General features: G+C 49.6%; 19 protein-coding genes. 12 read left to right on the top strand and 7 right to left on the bottom strand.

Going from position 1 to position 19863, the window contains the following annotated elements:
* Together AB432_RS08335 and AB432_RS08330 are read right to left on the bottom strand one after the other, a co-directional pair.
* Complete coding sequence (locus AB432_RS08335; RefSeq protein WP_048031878.1) at positions 1 to 1224, bottom strand: amidohydrolase; 1224 nt, start codon at positions 1222 to 1224, stop codon at positions 1 to 3.
* A 16-nt stretch (positions 1225 to 1240) separates the two neighbouring features.
* Positions 1241 to 2476 carry an amidohydrolase gene (locus AB432_RS08330; RefSeq protein WP_048031877.1) on the bottom strand — a complete coding sequence of 412 codons (1236 nt, stop codon included), beginning with the start codon at positions 2474 to 2476 and terminating at the stop codon, positions 1241 to 1243.
* A gap of 180 nt (positions 2477 to 2656) precedes the next feature.
* Between AB432_RS08330 and nikC the strand changes: the two genes are divergently transcribed.
* The 10 genes from nikC to AB432_RS08280 all read left to right on the top strand — a co-directional run bounded on the left by nikC (position 2657) and on the right by AB432_RS08280 (position 11891).
* Positions 2657 to 3556, top strand: coding sequence for a nickel transporter permease (gene nikC, locus AB432_RS08325; protein ID WP_048031876.1), 900 nt, complete (start codon positions 2657 to 2659; stop codon positions 3554 to 3556).
* 13 nt (positions 3557 to 3569) lie between these two features.
* Positions 3570 to 4490, top strand: coding sequence for a nickel ABC transporter permease (nikB, locus tag AB432_RS08320; RefSeq protein ID WP_048031875.1), 921 nt, complete (start codon positions 3570 to 3572; stop codon positions 4488 to 4490).
* Positions 4491 to 4502: 12 nt separating this feature from the next.
* The gene (locus tag AB432_RS08315; protein ID WP_048031874.1) at positions 4503 to 5525 is read left to right on the top strand and encodes an ABC transporter ATP-binding protein; all 1023 of its coding nucleotides are present in this window, start codon (positions 4503 to 4505) and stop codon (positions 5523 to 5525) included.
* Between the two features lie 2 nt (positions 5526 to 5527).
* Positions 5528 to 6523: an ABC transporter ATP-binding protein gene (locus AB432_RS08310; RefSeq protein WP_048031873.1), complete on the top strand. Its 996-nt coding sequence runs from the start codon at positions 5528 to 5530 to the stop codon at positions 6521 to 6523.
* Positions 6524 to 6618: 95 nt separating this feature from the next.
* Complete coding sequence (locus AB432_RS08305; RefSeq protein ID WP_048031872.1) at positions 6619 to 7413, top strand: sensor histidine kinase; 795 nt, start codon at positions 6619 to 6621, stop codon at positions 7411 to 7413.
* A 4-nt stretch (positions 7414 to 7417) separates the two neighbouring features.
* The gene (locus AB432_RS08300; RefSeq protein ID WP_017250974.1) at positions 7418 to 8122 is read left to right on the top strand and encodes a response regulator transcription factor; all 705 of its coding nucleotides are present in this window, start codon (positions 7418 to 7420) and stop codon (positions 8120 to 8122) included.
* Positions 8119 to 9447, top strand: a complete 1329-nt coding sequence (locus tag AB432_RS08295; protein WP_048031871.1) for a sodium:solute symporter family transporter — start codon at positions 8119 to 8121, stop codon at positions 9445 to 9447. Before AB432_RS08300 ends, AB432_RS08295 begins: the two co-directional genes overlap by 4 nt.
* A 22-nt stretch (positions 9448 to 9469) precedes the next feature.
* A complete protein-coding gene (locus tag AB432_RS08290) occupies positions 9470 to 10363 on the top strand; it encodes a DMT family transporter (protein WP_048031870.1) in 894 nt (297 codons plus the stop codon).
* Between the two features lie 131 nt (positions 10364 to 10494).
* Entirely contained in the window at positions 10495 to 10941 is a 447-nt protein-coding gene (locus AB432_RS08285; RefSeq protein ID WP_048031869.1) for a hypothetical protein, read from the top strand.
* A gap of 71 nt (positions 10942 to 11012) precedes the next feature.
* Positions 11013 to 11891 (top strand): phosphotransferase family protein, encoded by an 879-nt coding sequence (locus AB432_RS08280; RefSeq protein ID WP_082195889.1) that lies wholly within the window; start codon positions 11013 to 11015, stop codon positions 11889 to 11891.
* Here the strand turns inward: AB432_RS08280 and AB432_RS08275 are convergent.
* The 3 genes from AB432_RS08275 to AB432_RS08265 are packed head-to-tail and all read right to left on the bottom strand — an operon-like array spanning position 11888 to position 15009.
* Positions 11888 to 12721 carry a carbohydrate ABC transporter permease gene (locus tag AB432_RS08275; protein ID WP_048031867.1) on the bottom strand — a complete coding sequence of 278 codons (834 nt, stop codon included), beginning with the start codon at positions 12719 to 12721 and terminating at the stop codon, positions 11888 to 11890. The two genes, AB432_RS08280 and AB432_RS08275, sit on opposite strands and share 4 nt — an antisense overlap.
* On the bottom strand, positions 12721 to 13671 hold the full coding sequence (locus tag AB432_RS08270; RefSeq protein WP_048031866.1) for a carbohydrate ABC transporter permease: 951 nt from the start codon (positions 13669 to 13671) through the stop codon (positions 12721 to 12723). The genes AB432_RS08275 and AB432_RS08270 overlap by 1 nt, the downstream gene beginning before the upstream one ends.
* 18 nt (positions 13672 to 13689) lie before the next feature.
* Positions 13690 to 15009 carry an ABC transporter substrate-binding protein gene (locus AB432_RS08265; RefSeq protein WP_048031865.1) on the bottom strand — a complete coding sequence of 440 codons (1320 nt, stop codon included), beginning with the start codon at positions 15007 to 15009 and terminating at the stop codon, positions 13690 to 13692.
* A 208-nt stretch (positions 15010 to 15217) separates the two neighbouring features.
* Between AB432_RS08265 and AB432_RS08260 the strand changes: the two genes are divergently transcribed.
* Positions 15218 to 15643: a MarR family winged helix-turn-helix transcriptional regulator gene (locus AB432_RS08260; RefSeq protein ID WP_048031864.1), complete on the top strand. Its 426-nt coding sequence runs from the start codon at positions 15218 to 15220 to the stop codon at positions 15641 to 15643.
* 85 nt (positions 15644 to 15728) lie between these two features.
* A complete protein-coding gene (locus tag AB432_RS08255; RefSeq protein ID WP_048031863.1) occupies positions 15729 to 16064 on the top strand; it encodes a DoxX family protein in 336 nt (111 codons plus the stop codon).
* Between the two features lie 81 nt (positions 16065 to 16145).
* Here AB432_RS08255 and AB432_RS08250 read toward each other — a convergent pair whose 3' ends face one another.
* Positions 16146 to 17471 (bottom strand): serine hydrolase domain-containing protein, encoded by a 1326-nt coding sequence (locus tag AB432_RS08250; RefSeq protein WP_048031862.1) that lies wholly within the window; start codon positions 17469 to 17471, stop codon positions 16146 to 16148.
* 89 nt (positions 17472 to 17560) lie between these two features.
* Entirely contained in the window at positions 17561 to 19498 is a 1938-nt protein-coding gene (locus AB432_RS08245) for a sigma-54-dependent Fis family transcriptional regulator (protein WP_048031861.1), read from the bottom strand.
* Positions 19499 to 19863 lie beyond the last annotated feature (365 nt).

The following is a 19863-nucleotide window of genomic DNA, read 5'->3' as shown; positions in this document are numbered from 1 at the left end:
CTACCACTCACCCGCTACCCGGTTGCCTTGGAAAAGAACGACCTTGCGCTTGGCACGTCTCGCAACAGCTTCTGCTGAACATGTCGCTTCGACCGCCATCAGGCTCGCCTCATCTCCAGCCAATGGCCACAGGCGATTCCCGCTTTCATCGAGAGTGATTCGCCCTTCTGTTACAAACCCGAGTGCTACGCCTAACGATCTTTCATCCGTCAAGCGGAAGCGTTCAGCCAGTCGTCCTGCTTTTTCCAACAAGTCTCCGCTGCCAAAGGGTGTCCAGTTGTCTGTCAAGCTATCGTTGCCAAGCATGACCGCTACACCTTCTTGATGCAGCAACGGAATCGGAATGGTCGGGCGATTAATCGGCACGGTCGATGCAATAGAGATACCAAGAGAGGCGAGGCGTTGCGCCAGCTCTCTGGCTTCCTCCTGCGAAACATCGCCTAATCCCATCGCGTGACTAATCGTGACACGTCCTTGCCAGCCTGCTTCTTCCGTCAGAGCAGCGAGGCGCTTCATCGTAAACACGCCGAGATGCCCCGGATCATGCAAATGCATGTCAATGTCGGCATCCGCTTCGACTGCCAGCTCTAGCATCGTTTGCAGGGAACGCTCGATATCGCCGTCTACTCCACCTGGATCGACGCCGCCCACATGAGTGGCGCCTTGACGCAGCGCCTCACGTACCATGTCTCGCGCTTGAGTACGCAGCATGCCATAATGCGGGAAAGCAACGATTTCGTGGGAGACACGATCTGCATACGTCTCAAATGCGCTCTTCATTCCTTCCAAAAACCCAAGACCAACCTGCGGGTCCACATGACAATGCGTTCTTACATGCGTAACCCCTGTTTCCACCAGCAGCGAGAGAATATTTTCTGCCCCTGTCTGAGCCTGCTTGAGATACATCGGCAACAGCCCTCTGTCCTCAGCGTGGCGTTCGAACAAGCTTTTTACGGGAGTTGTTGCCTTCCATGGGCCGCCGAAATACGTTTTTTCCAGATGAATGTGCTTCTCGGCCATAGACGGCAAGATCAGTAAGCCCTTCGCGTCCTTTTTTGGCAGTCCATCCTCCAAAATTTCACTGGAAGGGACAATGCGTGTGATTTTTCCATTCTCAATGAGCAAATCGCACAGCTCTGTCCGCGTTCCACTGATCACGCCTTCTTCCCACTCATACCCGCTTTCCAATCGAGCGTTGACGATCCAATAAGGAGAAGATTTCACCGGCTTTTCACCCCTCTTAAACGTTCACTTCTTCCACTTGACCAGAAGCGAGATTGCCTTTGAAGAATACAGCGTGTCGATCTGCACGGCGCGCGATCGCTTCTGCCGAGCAGGTCGCATCCACCAGGATCAGGCTAGCGTCTTCGCCTTGTGCAGGCCACAACTGAGTTCCGTTGGCATCCAGCGTCGTTTTGCCACCTGTGATAAAACGCAGCGATTGAGACAGGGACAACTCGTCCAGCCAACGATTGCGTTCAGCCAGTCGCCAAAGGCGCTCCAACACATCACCATTCCCGTATGGCTGCCACGTGTCAAAAATGTTGTCGCAGCCGACCGCAACGTCTACACCATTTTGGTTCAATAGCTGTACGGGTGGAATGACGCGGCTAAATGGCACGCTGGTGATGATCGTAATGCCTGCTTCCCGCAGGATCGTCGCCATCTCTTCTGCTTCCTGCACAGGGATGTCTCCGAGCGCAAACGCATGACTGATTGCTACGCGGCCTTGCCAGCCAGCGTCTACGGTCATGGCTGCCAGTCGCTTCATCGTGTAGGTTCCCAAATGCCCTGGGTCATGCAAATGCAAGTCGACACCTGCGTTTGCTTCTACAGCCAGCTCCATCATTTGGTGCAAGGATTCTTCTATATCGCCATCCACATTAGCTGGGTCTACGCCCCCGACATGAGTCGCACCTTGGCGCAATGCTTCACGCAAGAGTGCTTTTGCATCTGTACGCAATAAGCCATGCTGCGGAAACGCCACGATCTCGTGGGTGACTCGATCCGCGTAGGTTGCTAATGCTGCTTTTACTGATTCCAAATTGGAGATTCCCACTTCCGGGTAAATATCCACATGTGTGCGCACGTGTGTCGAGCCATAGGACAAGAGGATCTCCAACAGATTCTCCGCACGCTCTTGTGTAGTTGTCGGCAATCCCGGCAGTGTGCGCTTTTCAATTTCGCAGCGTTCAATGATATTGGACACAGGGATGACAGCCCGCCATGGTTCTCCCTGAAGCGTCTTGTCCAAATGAACATGCTTCTCTACGAGAGATGGGAGTGCCAATAAGCCTTTTGCATCCTTTTGCAAAATACCATCTGTAAGCTTCTCTGTCGCTGGTACAATACGCGCGAATTTTCCGTCTTTTACCAAAATGTGAAACAAGGATGCCTCTGTCCCCGTGACGACACCGTTTTCCCGACGGTAGCCCGTCTCCAAACGAACATTGGTCAACCAATAGGTAACGCCCATCCATTATCCACCCTCTCTTTGTCTCTCTCCATTCCTTTCTCCCCCATTATCTAGGAAGCCGGAAGACTTGATTTGCACAATCTTTACGTCTATTTTCACTATTTTTACGACTTGTTCAAATTGCCTTTACTTCGTACATTTTTCTGATAACTTTGACGTAAGCAAAGGAGGGGTTACACCATGAAGGTTGAGATCGCGCCAACCAATCAAGCTCTTCCGCCGAAAGCAGCGGCTGCACGCCCTAGCAGATGGCGGACTTTTTACAGGAAACTACGAAAAAACAAACTCGCCATGGTAGGCGGCTGTATCGTGATTTTTTACATCGCGATTGCCCTGTTGGCACCATTCATCGCTCCCTACGATCCCTATGAGATTGACTTGGTTAACAAGTTAAAACCACCATCTGCTGAACACTGGATGGGTACCGATGACAAAGGTCGGGATGTAATGAGCCGTCTTTTATACGGAACACAGCTCTCGATGTCCGTCGGATTTGTCGCCGTCTTTATTGGTGCATTTTTCGGAATTATTCTCGGCTTATTATCCGGTTACTACGGAGGCTGGGTAGATACAGTTATCTCCCGTATCATCGATGTCCTGCTCGCCTTCCCGGGAATCCTGCTTTCTCTGGCCATCGTCAGTGCCTTAGGGCCAAGTCTCTTTAACGTTATGATCGCCGTTGGTATCTTCTCGATTCCTGTATTTGCCCGGATCGTCCGCGGCTCTACTTTGACCGTGAAAAAACTGGAGTACATCGATGCGATCCGCTCACTCGGTGCCAATGACTTCACGATTATCTTTAAACACATTTTTCCAAACATTTTGTCTCCTATTATCGTACAGGCAACGATGCGCCTAGCTACCGCGATTTTATCCGCTGCTGGCCTTTCGTTCCTCGGACTGGGAGCACAGCCTCCTCTGCCGGAGTGGGGCGCCATGCTCAGTAACGGACGCGACTTCTTGTTTACCGCTCCGCATCTGGCCATGTTCCCTGGTTTCGCTATTGCCACTCTTGTTCTCGGCTTCAACATCTTTGGGGACGGCCTCAGGGACGCTCTCGATCCACGAATGAAACAATAGGAGGGAATGCTACATGTTTGTTTACATTATCCGTCGCCTGCTGCAAATGATTCCCGTCCTGCTCGGTGTCATTCTGGTCGTTTTTTTGATCATGCAAATGGTTCCTGGCGACCCGGCGGTATTGCTTGCTGGTGAAGGCGCTTCTGAAGAAACAATTGCAAAAATGCGTACACAGCTCGGCTTGGATCAGCCGATCATGGTTCAATACGCACAATATGTCGCCAACGTGTTCCAAGGCGATCTAGGTACATCACTTCGCTCCAATCTTCCCGTGTGGGATGAGATCATGGCGCGCCTGCCTGCTACCATCGAGCTCGCCGTTGCCAGTATTTTTGTAACGGTTGTCCTCGGGATGATCGCGGGGATCATCTCTGCTACCAAGCAATACTCTGCTGCTGATATTACGATCATGGTTATTGCCTTGCTCGGTGTATCCTTGCCAAGCTTTTGGCTCGGCTTGAGCTTGATCTACACGTTCTCTGTCAAGCTGCAGCTCTTCCCTGTTGCTGGCTGGGGCACCTGGAAGCACATGATTTTGCCAGCGATCACACTCGGTACCGCCGGGGCTGCCATCGTTGCTCGTATGACTCGCTCCAGTATGCTCGACGTCGTGCGTCAAGACTACATCCGCACAGCGAAAGCAAAAGGCTTGCGTGAAACAGTCATCATTTACAAGCATGCTTTGAAAAACGCGTTGATCCCGATTATTACGGTCGTTGGCTTGCAGTTCGGTTTCCTTTTGGGTGGTACGGTACTCGTAGAATCTGTATTTGCCATCAACGGCTTGGGACGTCTGATCGTCGATGCGATCCGCATGCGTGATTTGCCTGTCGTACAAGGCGGTGTACTGATTGCTTCCATTATCTTCGTGTTCGTGAACCTGCTCGTCGATGTATTGTATCGCTACTTCAATAAACGAATTGATCTGAACTAAGGAGGGATCACCATGCCGGAACAACAAGATATCATCCTGGACGTTCGCAATCTGCAAACGCATTTTTTCACAGAAGATGGCGTCAGTAAAGCAGTGGACGGCGTTGATTTCTCTCTAAATAGAGGAGAGACACTAGGGCTGGTAGGAGAATCGGGCTGTGGAAAAAGTATCACTTCCCTCTCGATCCTGCGTTTGATTGCCAGTCCTCCGGGAAAAATTGTAGGAGGAGAAATCCTTTTCAAAGGGCAAGATCTGACGAAAAAATCAGAAGCAGACATGCGCGCAATCCGCGGCAACGAGATTTCGATGATTTTCCAAGAGCCAATGACCTCGCTAAATCCGGTTTATTCGGTTGGGGAGCAAATTGCAGAGGTATTGCGCCTGCACCAAAACATGGGACGTAAGGAAGCGTGGGACAAAGCAGTAGACATGCTGCGTCTGGTCGGTATTCCTTCCCCGGAAAAACGCGCGACCCAAGAGCCTCATGAATTGTCTGGTGGTATGCGCCAGCGTGTTATGATCGCGATGGCTCTCGCCTGCCGCCCGGAAATTTTGATCGCGGATGAACCGACGACAGCTTTGGACGTTACCATTCAGGCTCAGATTCTCGAGCTGATGAAAAAGCTGCAAGTCGAAATGGGCATGAGCATTATCATGATTACCCACGATCTTGGCGTCGTTGCGGAAACATGTGATCGCGTTGCGGTCATGTACGCAGGAAAAGTCGTCGAGTACACAACTGCACAAAACCTGTTCGCGAATCCACGCCATCCCTATACAGTAGGCCTAATGAACTCCCTCCCGCGTCTGGATGAGGACGTGGAAGAGCTGCAAGCGATTAAAGGAAACGTTCCAAGTCCGTTCAACATGCCAGTTGGATGCCGATTCGCTCCACGTTGCCCGCATGCAACAGAGCTGTGCAATACGAAGCTTCCTGAGCTCCTGGAGTATGCAGACGGAAGCAAAGTACGCTGCTGGATGTATACGTCTGAGTGGGACGGCGACACCAAGACTGCTACGGAAGTGGGGGTATGACCATGATGACGACACAAGCGAATCCAACGAAAAAACCACTGCTCGAAGTAAAAAATCTCAAGCAGCACTTCCCGATCAAAGGCGGCATTTTAGGCCGTACCGTCAACCATGTAAAAGCTGTGGATGACATCAGCTTCACGATCCATGAAGGAGAAACACTGAGTATTGTAGGCGAATCCGGATGTGGAAAATCCACTACCGGTCGTGCCATCCTCCGTCTGGATGAACCGACGAGCGGAACGGTACTATTCGAGGGACAAGATTTGCTGGCGATGTCCAAGAAGCAAATGCGCGACATGCGCAAGCATTTGCAGGTCATTTTCCAGGACCCATTTGCTTCACTCAACCCGCGCCAATCTGTATCCGCTATTCTCGGTGAAGCCTTGGCCATCCAAAATATCGTACCTGCGCATCAACGCCGCGAGCGCATTATCGAGCTGCTCGGCTATGTAGGCTTGCGTCCGGATCAAATTGACCGTTTCCCGCATGAGTTCAGCGGCGGACAACGCCAACGAATCGGGATTGCCCGTGCCCTCGCGATGCAGCCGAAGCTGATCATTTGTGACGAAGCCGTATCGGCACTCGACGTATCCATTCAGGCTCAAGTGCTGAATCTCCTGAAATCGTTGCAAAAGCAGTTCAAGCTGACGTATTTGTTCATCTCCCATGACCTCGGCGTCGTTCGTCACATCTCCGATCGCGTCATGGTGATGTACCTCGGGAAAGTGGTAGAGATCGCGGATAAGAAGTCGCTGTTCGACAACCCGCAGCACCCTTACACGCAGGCACTCTTGTCTGCGATCCCGGTGCCGGACGTAAACAAAAAGCAGGAGCGAATCATTCTGCGCGGAGATGTACCTTCACCCATCAATCCTCCGCAGGGCTGCCGCTTCCATACGCGTTGCCCGTATGCGATTGATCGCTGCAAAACAGAAGTACCAGGACTGACAAGTCTGCACGATACACATCAAGTCGCCTGCCACCTTGCCCAAGTCTAATCATAGAGAGATTAAAATTTTCTAAAAACGCAAGAGATCACGAAGCAGCATGATATGATGGTAACTGCAAAATCTATCCATACAGAAGGGATCTCATGATAAGCTTCGAAGGTTTCACATTACTCATTCTGCTGTTTATTTTGGCTCCTATCATAGGAGCTATTGCTTTATTGTTTCTGTTCATTTTCGAGAAACGGATTGATCTCTTAGAGAACAAAAATCTGAAGATCGAGCTGGAAAAAGAGCTTCAGCAAGCGCTCTACAATCAGTTGAATCAACAAATTCAGCCTCACTTCTTGTTTAATACGCTAAATGTCATTCTGAGTCTGGCGCGATTGAACCGAACGAAGGAACTGGTGAGAGCGCTCGAAGTCCTCTCCCAGTTTCTCAAATTCAAATACAAATCCACGGAGCCGTTGATTTCATTGGCGCGGGAGATTACGTACACGGAGCAATATTTGGAGATTCAAAAGCTGCGTTTCGGCGATCGGCTCCGGATTCAACTGGATTGTGCAGATGATCTCTTGCAAGCATCCATTCCGCCATTCGTCTTGCAAACGCTCGTGGAAAACGCATTTAAGCATGGATTGGAACGAAAAATGGGCGAAGCTACCTTAGACATCCGCATAAGCCGAAAAGATGACGATGTCCTGCTTACGGTCATCGACAACGGTTCTTCCGGACTCACAGCAATCCAGAATGAAAATGAAAGTGAGATCGAAACTGAACAGCCACATGAGAAGAGCGGTCACGGGTTGGACAACATCCGCAGGCGGCTCCACCTTTGTTTTGGTGATCATGCACATCTGGAGCTAGCTCCGATAGCTGAGGGAGGAACTCTTGTGTCTGTCAGGTGGCCCTGTACGTATGAACAAATCGATCTGAGGTGAGAAGATGAACGTACTACTCGTGGATGACGAACCGTTGGAGCTGGACCAACTCGAGTATTTGATTCAGCCCATGTTCCCCTTGTGGAAATTCTACAAGGCCGCAGATGGCAGTCAAGCCATGGCGATCAGCCAGAAGGTTCCTCTTCATCTCGCCTTTCTGGACATTAATCTTCCGGGGAAATCCGGGCTGGTGCTTGGCGAAGAGCTGAGAGCCCAGCACAAAGATATCGAGCTCATCATTGTAACGGCTTATCAAGATTTTCATTATGCCAAGCAATCGATCCGTCTCGGTGTCGTGGATTACATCACGAAGCCCGTCATTGAGAGCGAGCTGGTCGACATTCTGAAAAAATATCAGAAGAGCCCTGCCCTCTCTGCTTACACACGAATTATTTCCGACGCGATGAACATCATTCATCAAAAATTCGCGGAAAAGCTGAATTTGGCTGATCTTGCCGCAGAGGTCCATATCAATCCGACATATTTGAGCCGCCGTTTTCATGAAGAAGTAGGCGTCTCATTCTCTGAGTATTTAATGCAGTACCGCATTCAAATGTCGAAGAAGTTCCTGATCGCTCATCCTGATTGGAGCATATCGACGGTTGCCGAGCGGACTGGCTTCAACAGCCAACACTATTTCAGCACCATTTTTCGCAAGGTAGTGGGGAAAACCCCGAAAGAATACCGGGACAAGGGGAATGCATCTTGACCTACTTATCGTTTCGCGAATACGTGGTAGGTGCAGCAAAGATCGGCATTGGGCTTGGAGTCGTCTCGATCCTCGCCCGCTGGGTGACCGGAAACACGATCTTCGGTTCACCGGAAGCACTCGTCAAATACGGGATATTTGGCGGGATCGGCTTCGCTTTGATGGGAGCATTTGCCCTCAGTATGTTTGGCCTGCTTGGGCGTAAGGTCCGCCGTGAGTTATCAGAAGGGATGACCATCGGGGATTACATGCGAGACAAGCTGCATCCGTTTGGTTACTGGCTGATGATCATCATCCTTTTGATTACCACGATTGAAGCGATGTTCGTCCAGGGAATGGCTGGGGGCGTATTGTTGAACATCTTGTTTGGTTTACCGATCCCGCTCGGCTTGCTTTGCTTTTTTGGATTTTGTGTGCTGTTTGCAGGCATCGGAGGTATCCGCTCGATCCATCGTTTTGCCATCGTGCAAATAGTCATTACGTTTGCAGCCATCATCCTGATTCCCGTCTACTTTTTCGTCGGAAAAGGGGTCGAGCACGTCTATAACGGACTGCGCCTTTACCATCCTTACCTTCTGGTGCTCAACAACAACGAGGGTCTATTTTTTATCATTACCGGGCTGTTGATTGGGTTTGGTCAAGTCTTTGTCGATCAGGCATCGTGGCAGCGGCTCTATATGATGGAAGAGAAAAAGATCGTCCCTACCTTTCTGGTGTCCGGACTCATTTTTGCAACCGTACCACTGGCGTTTTCCTCGCTGATCATCATCGTCCTTTTTACGGGCGGCTTTGATGATATTTACTCGCTGTTGTTTGATCTCGTACGCAAGATTGACACGATGATATTGCTTGTATTATTTGTCCTCTGTGCCTTTGGTGCGATCATGTCCGCTTTTGGTGCAGGTCTTCATTCCATGATCAGTCTGATGGTCAACAACGTCTACCAGCTCTTCCGCCCAGACGCTTCTGAACGGCAAAAAATCCGTTTGGGCTACATCCTTGCCATTGCCATCGGTGCGCTTTCGTATGGTTTGACGATCTACTTCCAGCCGACCTTGCTGGATTTGCTGTTCTTCTTTGGCATTATGTATGCCTCGCTGTTTTTGCCTATCGTCGTCATCGTGTTGACGAAGGGGAAGGCACCTACTTTCATATTGATCAGCGCAGTAATGGGATTCGTCGCAGGCTATAGCAGCCGGATGTACGTCGATCCGATGATGGCAATCTGGATTGCCTCCTTATGTACAGCTCTGGTCTTAACGGCCTACTTGTGCATGACCTGGCTATGGAAACGGTACATCCGAACGCCGGATCACACTCGCTGACCCACAGGAAGGAACGAATCCTATGCTACGCTCCTACTTGCTGCTCATTTTTTGCGTAACCGCTTGGGGCAGCAATTTCGTCTTCGGGAAAATGCTTGTCGCCGAGTTTTCTCCGCTCTTTTTGTCGGCTATGCGTCTCTTGTTTATCGTGTTGTTTCTGCTCATCTGGTCCAGAGGGCGTCTGAAAATGCCAAAGCTCTCTCGTACGGACTGGCTCTTGCTCGCGGTACTGGGAGTGGTCGGCGTATTCATCAACCAGTGGTCCTTTTACAAAGGGCTCGTTACTGCTGATCCGACCACCTCTGCCCTCATCCTGGCGCTGACGCCGATTACAACGGCTCTCTTGGCTGCCTTGTTCTTGAAAGAATCGCTGACTGGTCGCATGGCAATCGGTTCGGTGATCGGTACATCAGGTGTTTTATTCGTCATTTATACAGGGGCAGAGCTGCATTTTGATGTCGGTATCCTCTGGATTGTATTGACGATGCTGACGTTCGCTACCTCGATCATACTCGTCAGGTTGTTGGGACATCGACTCCCTCCACTCGTGACGACACTCGTATCCAATCTGATCGGCTTCGGATCGATGCTGCCTTTTGTCCTGATCAGCATCCCTACGGCCACGGTAAGCACCAGCCTCTCATCCTGGCTTCTCTTGTTTGTCACTGCTGTCGTCATGCACGGCATTGTGACCCTAATCTGGAACAGTCAACTTCAGAAGGTAGGTGCCGCCAAAGCCGCGATGTTTGCGAATCTGGAACCGTTTATTGCCATGCTTTTTGGATTATTATTGCTGGCAAAGCCTGTAACAGCCGTACAGTTTTTCGGAGCGATTCTCATCATCGCGGGTGTGACCTTGACCACAACTTCCAAGGAGCCGCGTGAAAAGAAGAAGCTTTCCTCGCTTTCATCCTGAGTAAAGCAGTTCGCCGCACTTTTCATACTAAAACAGTCGGAATTGTAGTTGAGAAGTACAATTTCATTGCTTTATACTAGAAGTAGGGCTGGCGATATCTGTTTATATAGTGATAAGAGGAGGGACAGTCCATGTCTACCGTAAAACTATCCCAATGGGAAACGATGCTGTTAGAGGCAGCCCGTTCCCATGGATTCGTCGATGAAGAAATCATCCACAAGCTGAGAACAGGTGACCCTGCGCCTTTTTCGGACGTGGAGGGCGGTAAGTACGATTACACCCATCTCTTTGAACTGTCCAAAAATGATCCCTCTACGCTGGAAGCTGCGATTCGCGAAGGCTATCAGATCAAGTTCACCACTTTTAACGGGATCAAGTTTTTGCTGAACAAACGCTACAACATCCAAGCGGAGCGCGATTATCAAGTTGAGGAAACAGCGTTGCACCACGTTCGCTTGCCAGACGATGCCTTGGCGTGGATGCGCAGGACAATCTCCCATAACTGGCGAATTGTTGAACTAGAAAAGCTCGCGGACACCAAAGAAACGCTCGTCAGATTTGAACTGGCAGCATCGTAAATACGAAAGAGCACTTTCCTTAGGGGAGAGTGCTCTTTTTGCAAAATGCGGGTATTGGAAGGAGAATCATGATGACAACGCAAGCGTATATCCAACACATTCAAGCAACATATCCGGAATTGACCATTACTTCCGCCTACTTGAACGAAATGGGTCAAAACAATGATGTGCTCATCGTTAATGACGCATACGTGTTTCGCTTTCCGAAATATACGGCCGGAATCGAGCAACTGAAGATCGAAACGAACATTTTACGCACGGTAAAACCATATCTCTCCCTGCCGATTCCGGCTCCGCTCTATTTGTCCTTTGCCGAGGAACTACCTGGGCGGGTGTTTGTCGGATATCCGCTACTCGAAGGTGAGCCTTTTACCCTGGAAGCTTTTCAAGCAGCCTCTCGTCAAAACTCGGTACCGACTATCGCTGCCCAGCTTGCACAATTTCTTCATGAACTGCACCAGCTTCCCGTCTCCTCCTTGCTCCCGGAGCTTATCCCTGGCGATTTTGACATGGTCAAGCAGTTGACTGAGCTGTATGAACAGATTGTTTCGCAATTGTTCCCAGCGATGCGTGAGCAAGCGAAAAAGGATGTGGCAGAGCGGTTTGAAGCATACCTGGCAGACCCTGCCCATTTTGATTTTCAGCCTTGCTTGACTCATGGAGATTTTGGCACAGGGAATATCTTGTACTCCCCGGCAAAACAACGCATCACAGGCATCATCGACTTTGGCGGTTCCGGTGTGGGCGATCCGGCATACGACCTCGCTGGACTCTGTGCGAGCTACGGCGAACCTTTTTTGCAGCATTTCACTCCGGTGTACCCCCAGCTTGAGCAGGTGATGACAAGGATGAGATTTTACCGCAGTACATTTGCCTTGGAAGAAGCGCTGTTTGGTCTGGAAAACGACGATGAGACAGCGTACCAGGCTGGCATGCGGGATTACATCTAGCCCTTTACAGCACCCTGTGTGAGCCCTTCCACCAAATACTTTTGGCAAAAGGCAAACAACAGCATCGTCGGGATGACTGACAACACCGTAGCTGCCGACATCGCTCCCCACTCGATATCGTACTTTTTGATGAAGGCATTCATCGCGACCGGAATCGTTTTGACTGACTCTTCATCAATGAACAGAACGGCCATAATCAGCTCGTTCCAGCATTGAACGAAGGCGAAAATAAACGTGGCCGCAATTCCGGGGAGCATGATCGGCACGATGACGCGAAACAGGGCGCTCAGCCGCGAACAGCCGTCCATCATCGCCGCTTCCTCCAATGCGTTGGGTATCCGTTGAAAAAAGCCGGACATGATGATCGTACAAAACGGTATTAGCATGACCGTGTAGATGAGCATCAACGAAAACAGGCTGTTTAAGATGTGCATCTTGGACATCATCATGTACAACGGCGCCATGCCAATGAACATCGGGATCATTTGGGTGACGAGAAACCCGAACATCACCTGCCGCTTTCCTTTAAACGAAAAGCGGGCCAACACGTAACCGCCGAGCACCGCGATGAACACGACCATAGCCGAAGCGACCAAGGAAACGAGAAAGCTGTTCCAGATGTACACCTGAAAGTGAGAAATCTGAAAGATCTCCAAGTAGTTGATCAGTGTCACCTGTTCCGGCCAATATTGAATCGGGAGCGAAAAGATTTCCTTTTGACCTTTGAGCGACGTAATGATAATCCAATACAGCGGGAAAATCGCGAACGCAAGAAACAAGGTCAATACAATCGCTCTGGCAGTCCTCCACCCTAGATGTTCACGGTGCATCAGAAGTCCCCTCCCTTCTCTACTTTGGTCGCTTTCACGTAAAAGATCGTGAATAACATCAAAATCAGCACGATGATGACACCCACAGCCGAGGCTTGCCCGTAGTCTTGTCCAAAGATGACTTTATCGATCATGTAGGTAGCGAATATATGCGTGGAGCCTGCAGGAGCTCCATTCGTCATCGCGTAAATAATATCCGGGAAGTTGAGAATCCAAATGACCCGCAACAGGATCGTCACCAGCATCGTTGGCATGATATACGGCAGTGTTACCCTCCAAAACTGCTGAATCCGCCCCGCTCCATCCATCGCCGCCGCTTCGTACAGCTCCTCTGGGATCGATTGCAGGGCAGCCAGAATCATAATGGCAAAAAACGCGACGCCATACCAAATATTCGCGATAATGACCGCAGCCATCGCCCAAGTGCCATCCGCCAAAAAGGAGATCGGCGCATCGATCAGACCTGTTTTCAGAAGCAAATCGTTAATGACGCCAAATTGGGCATTGAACATCCACCGCCAAATCAGCCCAATCAAAAAGCCCGACATCGCCCACGGGAAAAAGACAAATGCCTGGTAAATTCCTCTCCCGCGAAATTTTTTACGCATCAAGAGGGCCAGCATGAATCCAAACAGCAATTGAAAAACAAGCGAGAAAAACACCCAGTAAAAGCTGTTCATGGCAACACGAGGGAAGTCTGGGCTTGTCAGTACGTTCACAAAGTTGTCCAGCCCAATGAACTGAATATTCATCAAGTCAAAGAGCGTGTAGTTCTGAAAAGACATGATGATTCCACGCACGAGTGGATAATACGTAAAGACCGAAACAAACAAGATGGCGGGCAAAAGGCACAAAAAGATAAAGCGACCTTCTTTGGAGATTCGGAACGATTTCTTCCCTTCCGGCACAACCTGCTTCGTCGTCATGACGATGGGTTTTTGTGTGTCCAAGCTACCATCCCCCCACGTCTACTTTCGCTCGGCTTTTTCTTTCGTCCAGTATTGATCCCATTTTTTCAACAGGTCCTCTGCGGTGAGCTGATCGAGCAAAAAGCTCTGAATATCTTTATCCGCCGTGCTTTGCCAAGCTCCCCAGCCTTTGTAGTCCACAGGACGTGAAACATCGAGGAACTTCGTCGGCTGCTGGCTCATCTCAATAAACGGCTGGAAGTAACCTGTCTTGTAAAATTCATCTTCTGCCGCGCTTTTCACGACAGGAATCGTGGAAGTCTTTTTCGCAAAATGAGTGCTCTGTTCAGGATCAGACAGGAATTCAATCAGCTTCCACGCCTCTTCCTTGTGCTTCGAGTACGAAGTCATCCCCCAGCCCGGCCCACCGACTACTTGTTGGGCGACACCTGAAGGGCCAATCGGAATCGGAGCGGTCGCCCACGTCCCTTCCTGCATCTTCTCCTTGGCTCCATCGATGACGTCAGGGTCTTGAATCAGCATGGCAGTCGAACCGGCTACAAAGCCCTGTACCATCTCCTGAAAGCCCCAGCTCACAGAATCTTTTGGAGAACCTTCTTTGTAAAGCTGTTTGTAATACTGCATCGCTTCCAGTGATTGCGGCGTGGAAAAGAGTGTGCGTCCATCCTTCATGAAAAAGGCGGAGTCAGCGTCGACCTCTGTCCCGTTGTAGGCCCACATGGTGATCAGTGCGTAATCCCACCCGGTCGCACCTCCCCGGAAGCTGTACCCGTAGCGGTTTTTGGTTGGGTCCGTCAGCTTTTTGGCTGCTACCAAGAGCTCATCCCACGTTTTCGGCACCTCGATCCCTGCTTCCTTAAACCAGTCCGTCCGATAATACAAGACGCGCTGGTACAGTCCATTCGGAATGTAATAAGGAGCTTTGTCCACCCAAGTGGCTCGACGTTTGGCGACGTCAGTTAGCTGATCGTAATTTTTCCATTTCTCTGTGTAGGGCTTCAAATTTTCAATAAAGCCGTTCATCGAAAACTGCTTGGCATTGAATTCGCGAACCTCTAGCACGTCCAGCTCTTCTTTTGCCATCAGCATCTGTGTGATCTTCTGATCCGCTCCTTCAAATGGCGGTGAAATCAGATCGACTTTGATCCCCGGATTCTTCGCTTCAAACTGGGCTAGCATTTCTTTTAAAAGCGCAGTTCGTTGTGGGCTAGTAATGCTCTCTACCATTTTTAGCGTGACGCCATTCGCACCTGACGGCGATGCTGAGTCAGGAGTGGCCGCTGGCTGACTACAGCCTACAAGCAATGCTGTCGCCATCGTTAATTGGAGCGCCACAGAAATCCAGGAACGAAATCCCATACACGAACCCCCTCATGATCTTTTTGTAAGACAGTTCGTATTATATTAAATATTCTGAATTATAAGTTTTAATATCTTTACCAGTTTTTTCGTTTTCTTTACTCTTTTTTCAGTGAGGCTTTCTCGATACTATTTATTTGACTAACTGGAATAAATACGTTAGCATCTTATATGCTACAGCATGTAAATGAAGGGGGTTGGATTTTCAATGGAATTATTCAATCTGACCGGATTTCTTCTTCACCGAACAGATATGAAAATGACGAACTATTTTAAGAAGAGGTTAAAACAATTTGAGATCACGCCAGAGCAATGGGGCATTCTTAGTGTCATGGATGGAGAAAGAGCGATCACACAAAAGGATCTTTCGGATGCGATTGACCGCGATCAAACCACCGTCGTCAGAATGATCTACTCGCTTGAAAAAAAGGGAATCGTCATTCGCACGTTAAATGACGCGGATAAACGCTCTCATAACTTGTTGCTGAGTGACAAAGGGATGGAGCTCAAATCAAAGCTACTACCCGTCGTTACCGAAGCGCATAGCCATGTAACGCAAAACCTTACCGATGTAGAGATTGCGGAATTACATGCATTGCTCGACAAGCTCTATCAAGTAGTAAAAGATGAATAAATGGAGATGCAGATACTTTTTCTAGCAAATACATGCTATAGCATACATTTGATTGATACTGAATAACGAAAGTGAGGAAGCTGTCATGACCCTAATCGTTTTGCAAGTCATCGTTGCGATCTTCTTTATGTTTACAGGTACAAAAATTATTTCCGGTAAAATGGCGAATGAATTTGACCGCTTTGGACTCCCTCCCATCTTTAACTTCTTAACGGGCTTTATTGAGATCATCAGTTCCATTGGCTTGATTATTGGAATATGGTTTTCGATCGCTGCATTCCTATCAGGATTGCTTTTAGGCGTGACCATGTTGGTAGCTGCTTTCATCCTACTTGTGATTGCTAGAGATCCTTTTCCGAAAGCATTACCGGCGCTCGTTCTTTGCTTTCTGTCCTTTTTCATCTCGATGTATCATTATTAGTCATAATTAGTCATAACAGCGGCGAGTCCAAGACTTTATGATCATGCCTTGGGTCGCCGCTGTTTCATTTATGGAGTCAGTCTAGAACTTGTCTTCACTCCTACAAAGCATCCTCAGCCCCATGAGGACCGCCCATGCTTGCTGCTGCTTTTTGAAAAAGAAGCGCAGAGGTTGTCCGTTTTGTACATCGATCAGCGTATCGTGGCTGCTGGCCCGTAATTCGTACTCAACACCAGCTACCTCTGCAACAGGAGCATCATCTCGAAGGAAGAGTCGCAATCTTCCGCCTTCCCCTGACGTGTACGTCCCGACGAGCTTCTCTAGCTCTTCTCTCGTTGGCGTATAGAGCGGAGCTTCGTCTTCTTTGTGTACAAGCGGCAAACCAAGGGCAGCATTCACAGCAGCCAGCCAGACGTTGCGAATTGGCACGTTTTCCAGGTTGGAAAGAACGGTGACGACCAGCCCTTTTTCCGGTACAAACCCGAAGTTCGACGATACCCCAGGCTGACCGCCCCCATGCTCAACTAGCGTTATTTCTGCATAATTGGGGGTTGTTTTGAGCGCATAGCCATACCAGGCGTCTTTTGTCAGTCGATGAACCGGCTGCCACATGGCTCTAAGCGAGGCTCCATCTGCGACCTGCTTCTCTTTATAACGCCCGGCATTAATATAGAGCTGACCGTATTTTAGCAAGTCAACGACGCAGGAGCGGATGCCTCCCCCCACTTCATAGTTGCCGAGCGTGGGCCACGGCACTTTTTTTAGTTGCTGCTCCTCCCCTTTGACATAAGGGACGGAGACATCGGAAAAGCGAGCGACTTCTTCCAGGTTATACGTCGAGCGATTCATTTCGAGCGGCGCTAGCAGGCGTTCTGTTACATAGGTACGGTAGCGCTTCCCAGTGACACGCTCGATAATGGCTCCCAGCAGGAGAAACATGTCGTTACTGTAACTGATATACTCACCTGGCACACCAAGGGGGTCAAATTGGACTTCGCTCAAATAGGCAATATGCTCGGGCAGTCTCGTCAGTTCTTCACGCCGCAGCAGCGGTGGAACACCTGAAGTGTGGGAGAGCAAATGGTGAATCGTGATTTTGTCAGTATGTATATCCCCCTTTACTTGCAAATCAGGCAAATAGCTGCGAATTGAGTCGTCAACAGACAGCTTGCCTTCTGCCACAAGCTGCATGATGGCTGCAGCCGTAAACGATTTGGTAACCGAAGCAATGCCGAAAATAGTCTCGGGTGTTACTGGCTGATTCGTCCCCAGATCGGTCACACCAAAGCCTTTTTGATAGATGGTCTCACCATCCCGGGAGATGCCAATAGAGAGCCCCGGCACCTTTTCCTTCTCCATGAACTGCTGCACAAATGCTTCCAAAGCTGAAACGCTCGCGTGGTCCATTCCTATTCCCCTGCCTTCGGCTATTAGATTCTAGTTAGCAAAAAGAGTGTTCCAAAAGCCTTTCAACATGCCTTCGGAACACTCCTTTTCTACGTAATCTCATATTTTCTCATTTTATTGTACAGCGTGCCCCGGGAAATCCCCAGTAGCTTCGCTGCCTTTGTGTAGTTGTAGCGGCTGTCGTTCAATGCTTCCACGATTTGCGTACGTTCATCATCTAGCAGCGTGGGCTGCAAAAGCCGTTTGCTGTCATCCGTTGTCCCTGTTGACTCCTGGATCATATCCGGTATATGCCATGGGAAGATTCGGTCATCCTCCGCAAAGACGACAGCATGCTCGATCGCATTTTTCAGCTCTCGGACATTTCCCGGCCAATCGTACAGTCGTAGTGCGTCTATTGTGTCGGGCATCAAGCGGTATGCAAACGAACCGTGCCTATGCGCGCCCAAAAAGCGTTCGGCCATTGGGACGATGTCTTCTGTTCGCTCGCGCAGTGGCGGGACTTTTAGTTCTATCGAATTCAACCGGAAGTAGAGATCCAAACGGAATTCTCCGGCGTCTGCCATTTTTTTCAGATCCTTATTGCTGGCAGCGACGATCCGAATGTCCAAAGGACGAGCTTTGTATTCTCCGATGCGGGTCACCTGCTTCTCCTGCAATACCCGCAGGAGCATGGCCTGAATGGGTAATGGGAGCTCCGCGATTTCATCCAGGAACAAGGTGCCCCCGTCCGCAGCTTCAAACAGCCCCACTTTTCCTTCCTTCAAGCCGCCCGTAAACGTCCCCGGTGCATAGCCAAACAACTCGCTCGCAACCAGATCATGGGCAAAGGCTGCACAGTTTACCGCCACAAAAGGCTTATGTCTTCGCAAGCTATGTTCGTGAATGTACTGGGATAGCACTTCTTTTCCCGTTCCGCTTTCCCCGATCAAGAGCACAGACATATCACGCCCAGCGACCTTGTCCAACTTTTGCAGCAACCCAAGCCACTGAGGTGATTCCCCCACCATTTCTTTCGCAGTTCCCTTACTCGGCAGTCCACGATTTTGGGATGGACGATCGGCAATTCCAACGATTTTCGCAGAACGCGCAGGTTGACGACGCATTTGAATAAGCGCACCGATCAACCGATTTTTGTAAAACACGAGCTGAAGTCTGCCCGCAGCAGGATCAGGCGAAAAAGGCAAAGGCCGCTCAACCGGAACGATAGTGGATAACAAGGAAAGGTCCGATTGCTCCTGACAGGATTGGAAGAAGTGCTGCCAGTCGAATCTGTTGTACCACTCTTGCTGGTCGCTTGTAGCCGGATCATTGCTCCGTACGATCTGCCCTTCCAAATCAATGGCCACCAGTAAATCATTGGAAATGGACAACTCTTTTTCTAAAAACGTATTTTCGAGATACAGTCGATGAATTTGAAGCTGATTGAAAATCTCCATCTCCATGCTTTTCGCGACCGTTTGCGTTAAGACTAAGGCATGGGCAGGAAAATCTTGTGCAAAGCTCGTCAAATCCAATACGCCAATCACCTGTTTCGTGATCGGATGAAAAATCGGCACACCCGCGCAGGAAATGTTTTGCCAGCTCTCACAAAAGTGTTGTGCATCGTGGATGACGACTGGCTGTCCCGCCACGAGGGTGGTGCCGAACGCAGTCGTTCCGCATAGCTCCTCGCTCCACACTCCGCCTGGAACCGCATTGAAGCTGGTTAACAACTCCCTCAATTGGTGGTCGGCATTGACATGGAGTAATCTCGCTTTGTGATCCGCTAGTATCATGGAATATTTTGTATGGATGAAAGATTGGATCTTTGGAATAATCGATTGATATGCATGGTATAACAAGCTGGATTCCTGTAGCATGTGGACATCCATTTGGTTGAGTACTTCAGGCGTTTTTCGCAAATTCGGATCGATTTTATAGGACAGGCTCCTGCTCCACGATTCAGAAATACTGACGGGAACATCAGCTTTTACCTGTCCGGCTGAGAGAAACGAATCTCTGGCCTTTATCCGATTTTTGTACATAGCCTACCCTCCCATCTAGTTATCTCTCCTTCTTTTATTATAACTCTATGTCGGGCTATAGTGGTGGGGAGAAAAAAGAAGAAAACGCTCAAGTTCTTGGGCTACCTGCTACGGGGTCATCCCTACCTTCGGTGGTTGTACTCGCTTAAAAGATTACTGCTTAGGTTAAGCTTACGAAGATACTTCGATGCAAAGCTTGCGAGATCATTGCATCCCCTCATGAATAAACGAACAAAGACTTTGACAAAAGCTGCGTAGAAGAAGCGCATTTCCAGTCAAAGCGCCTCTGGAGCCCGTCCCAGCGTAGGAATAAATGGCGGGGGTTTTCAGCTTCACTTATGGAATACTTCATCGAAAACTTCTAC

Origin of the sequence: Brevibacillus brevis (assembly GCF_001039275.2) — a bacterium.
Lineage (GTDB): Bacteria > Bacillota > Bacilli > Brevibacillales > Brevibacillaceae > Brevibacillus > Brevibacillus brevis_C.
Note: the sequence above shows the minus strand (reverse complement) of the source record. Positions and strands in the feature narration are given on the sequence as shown.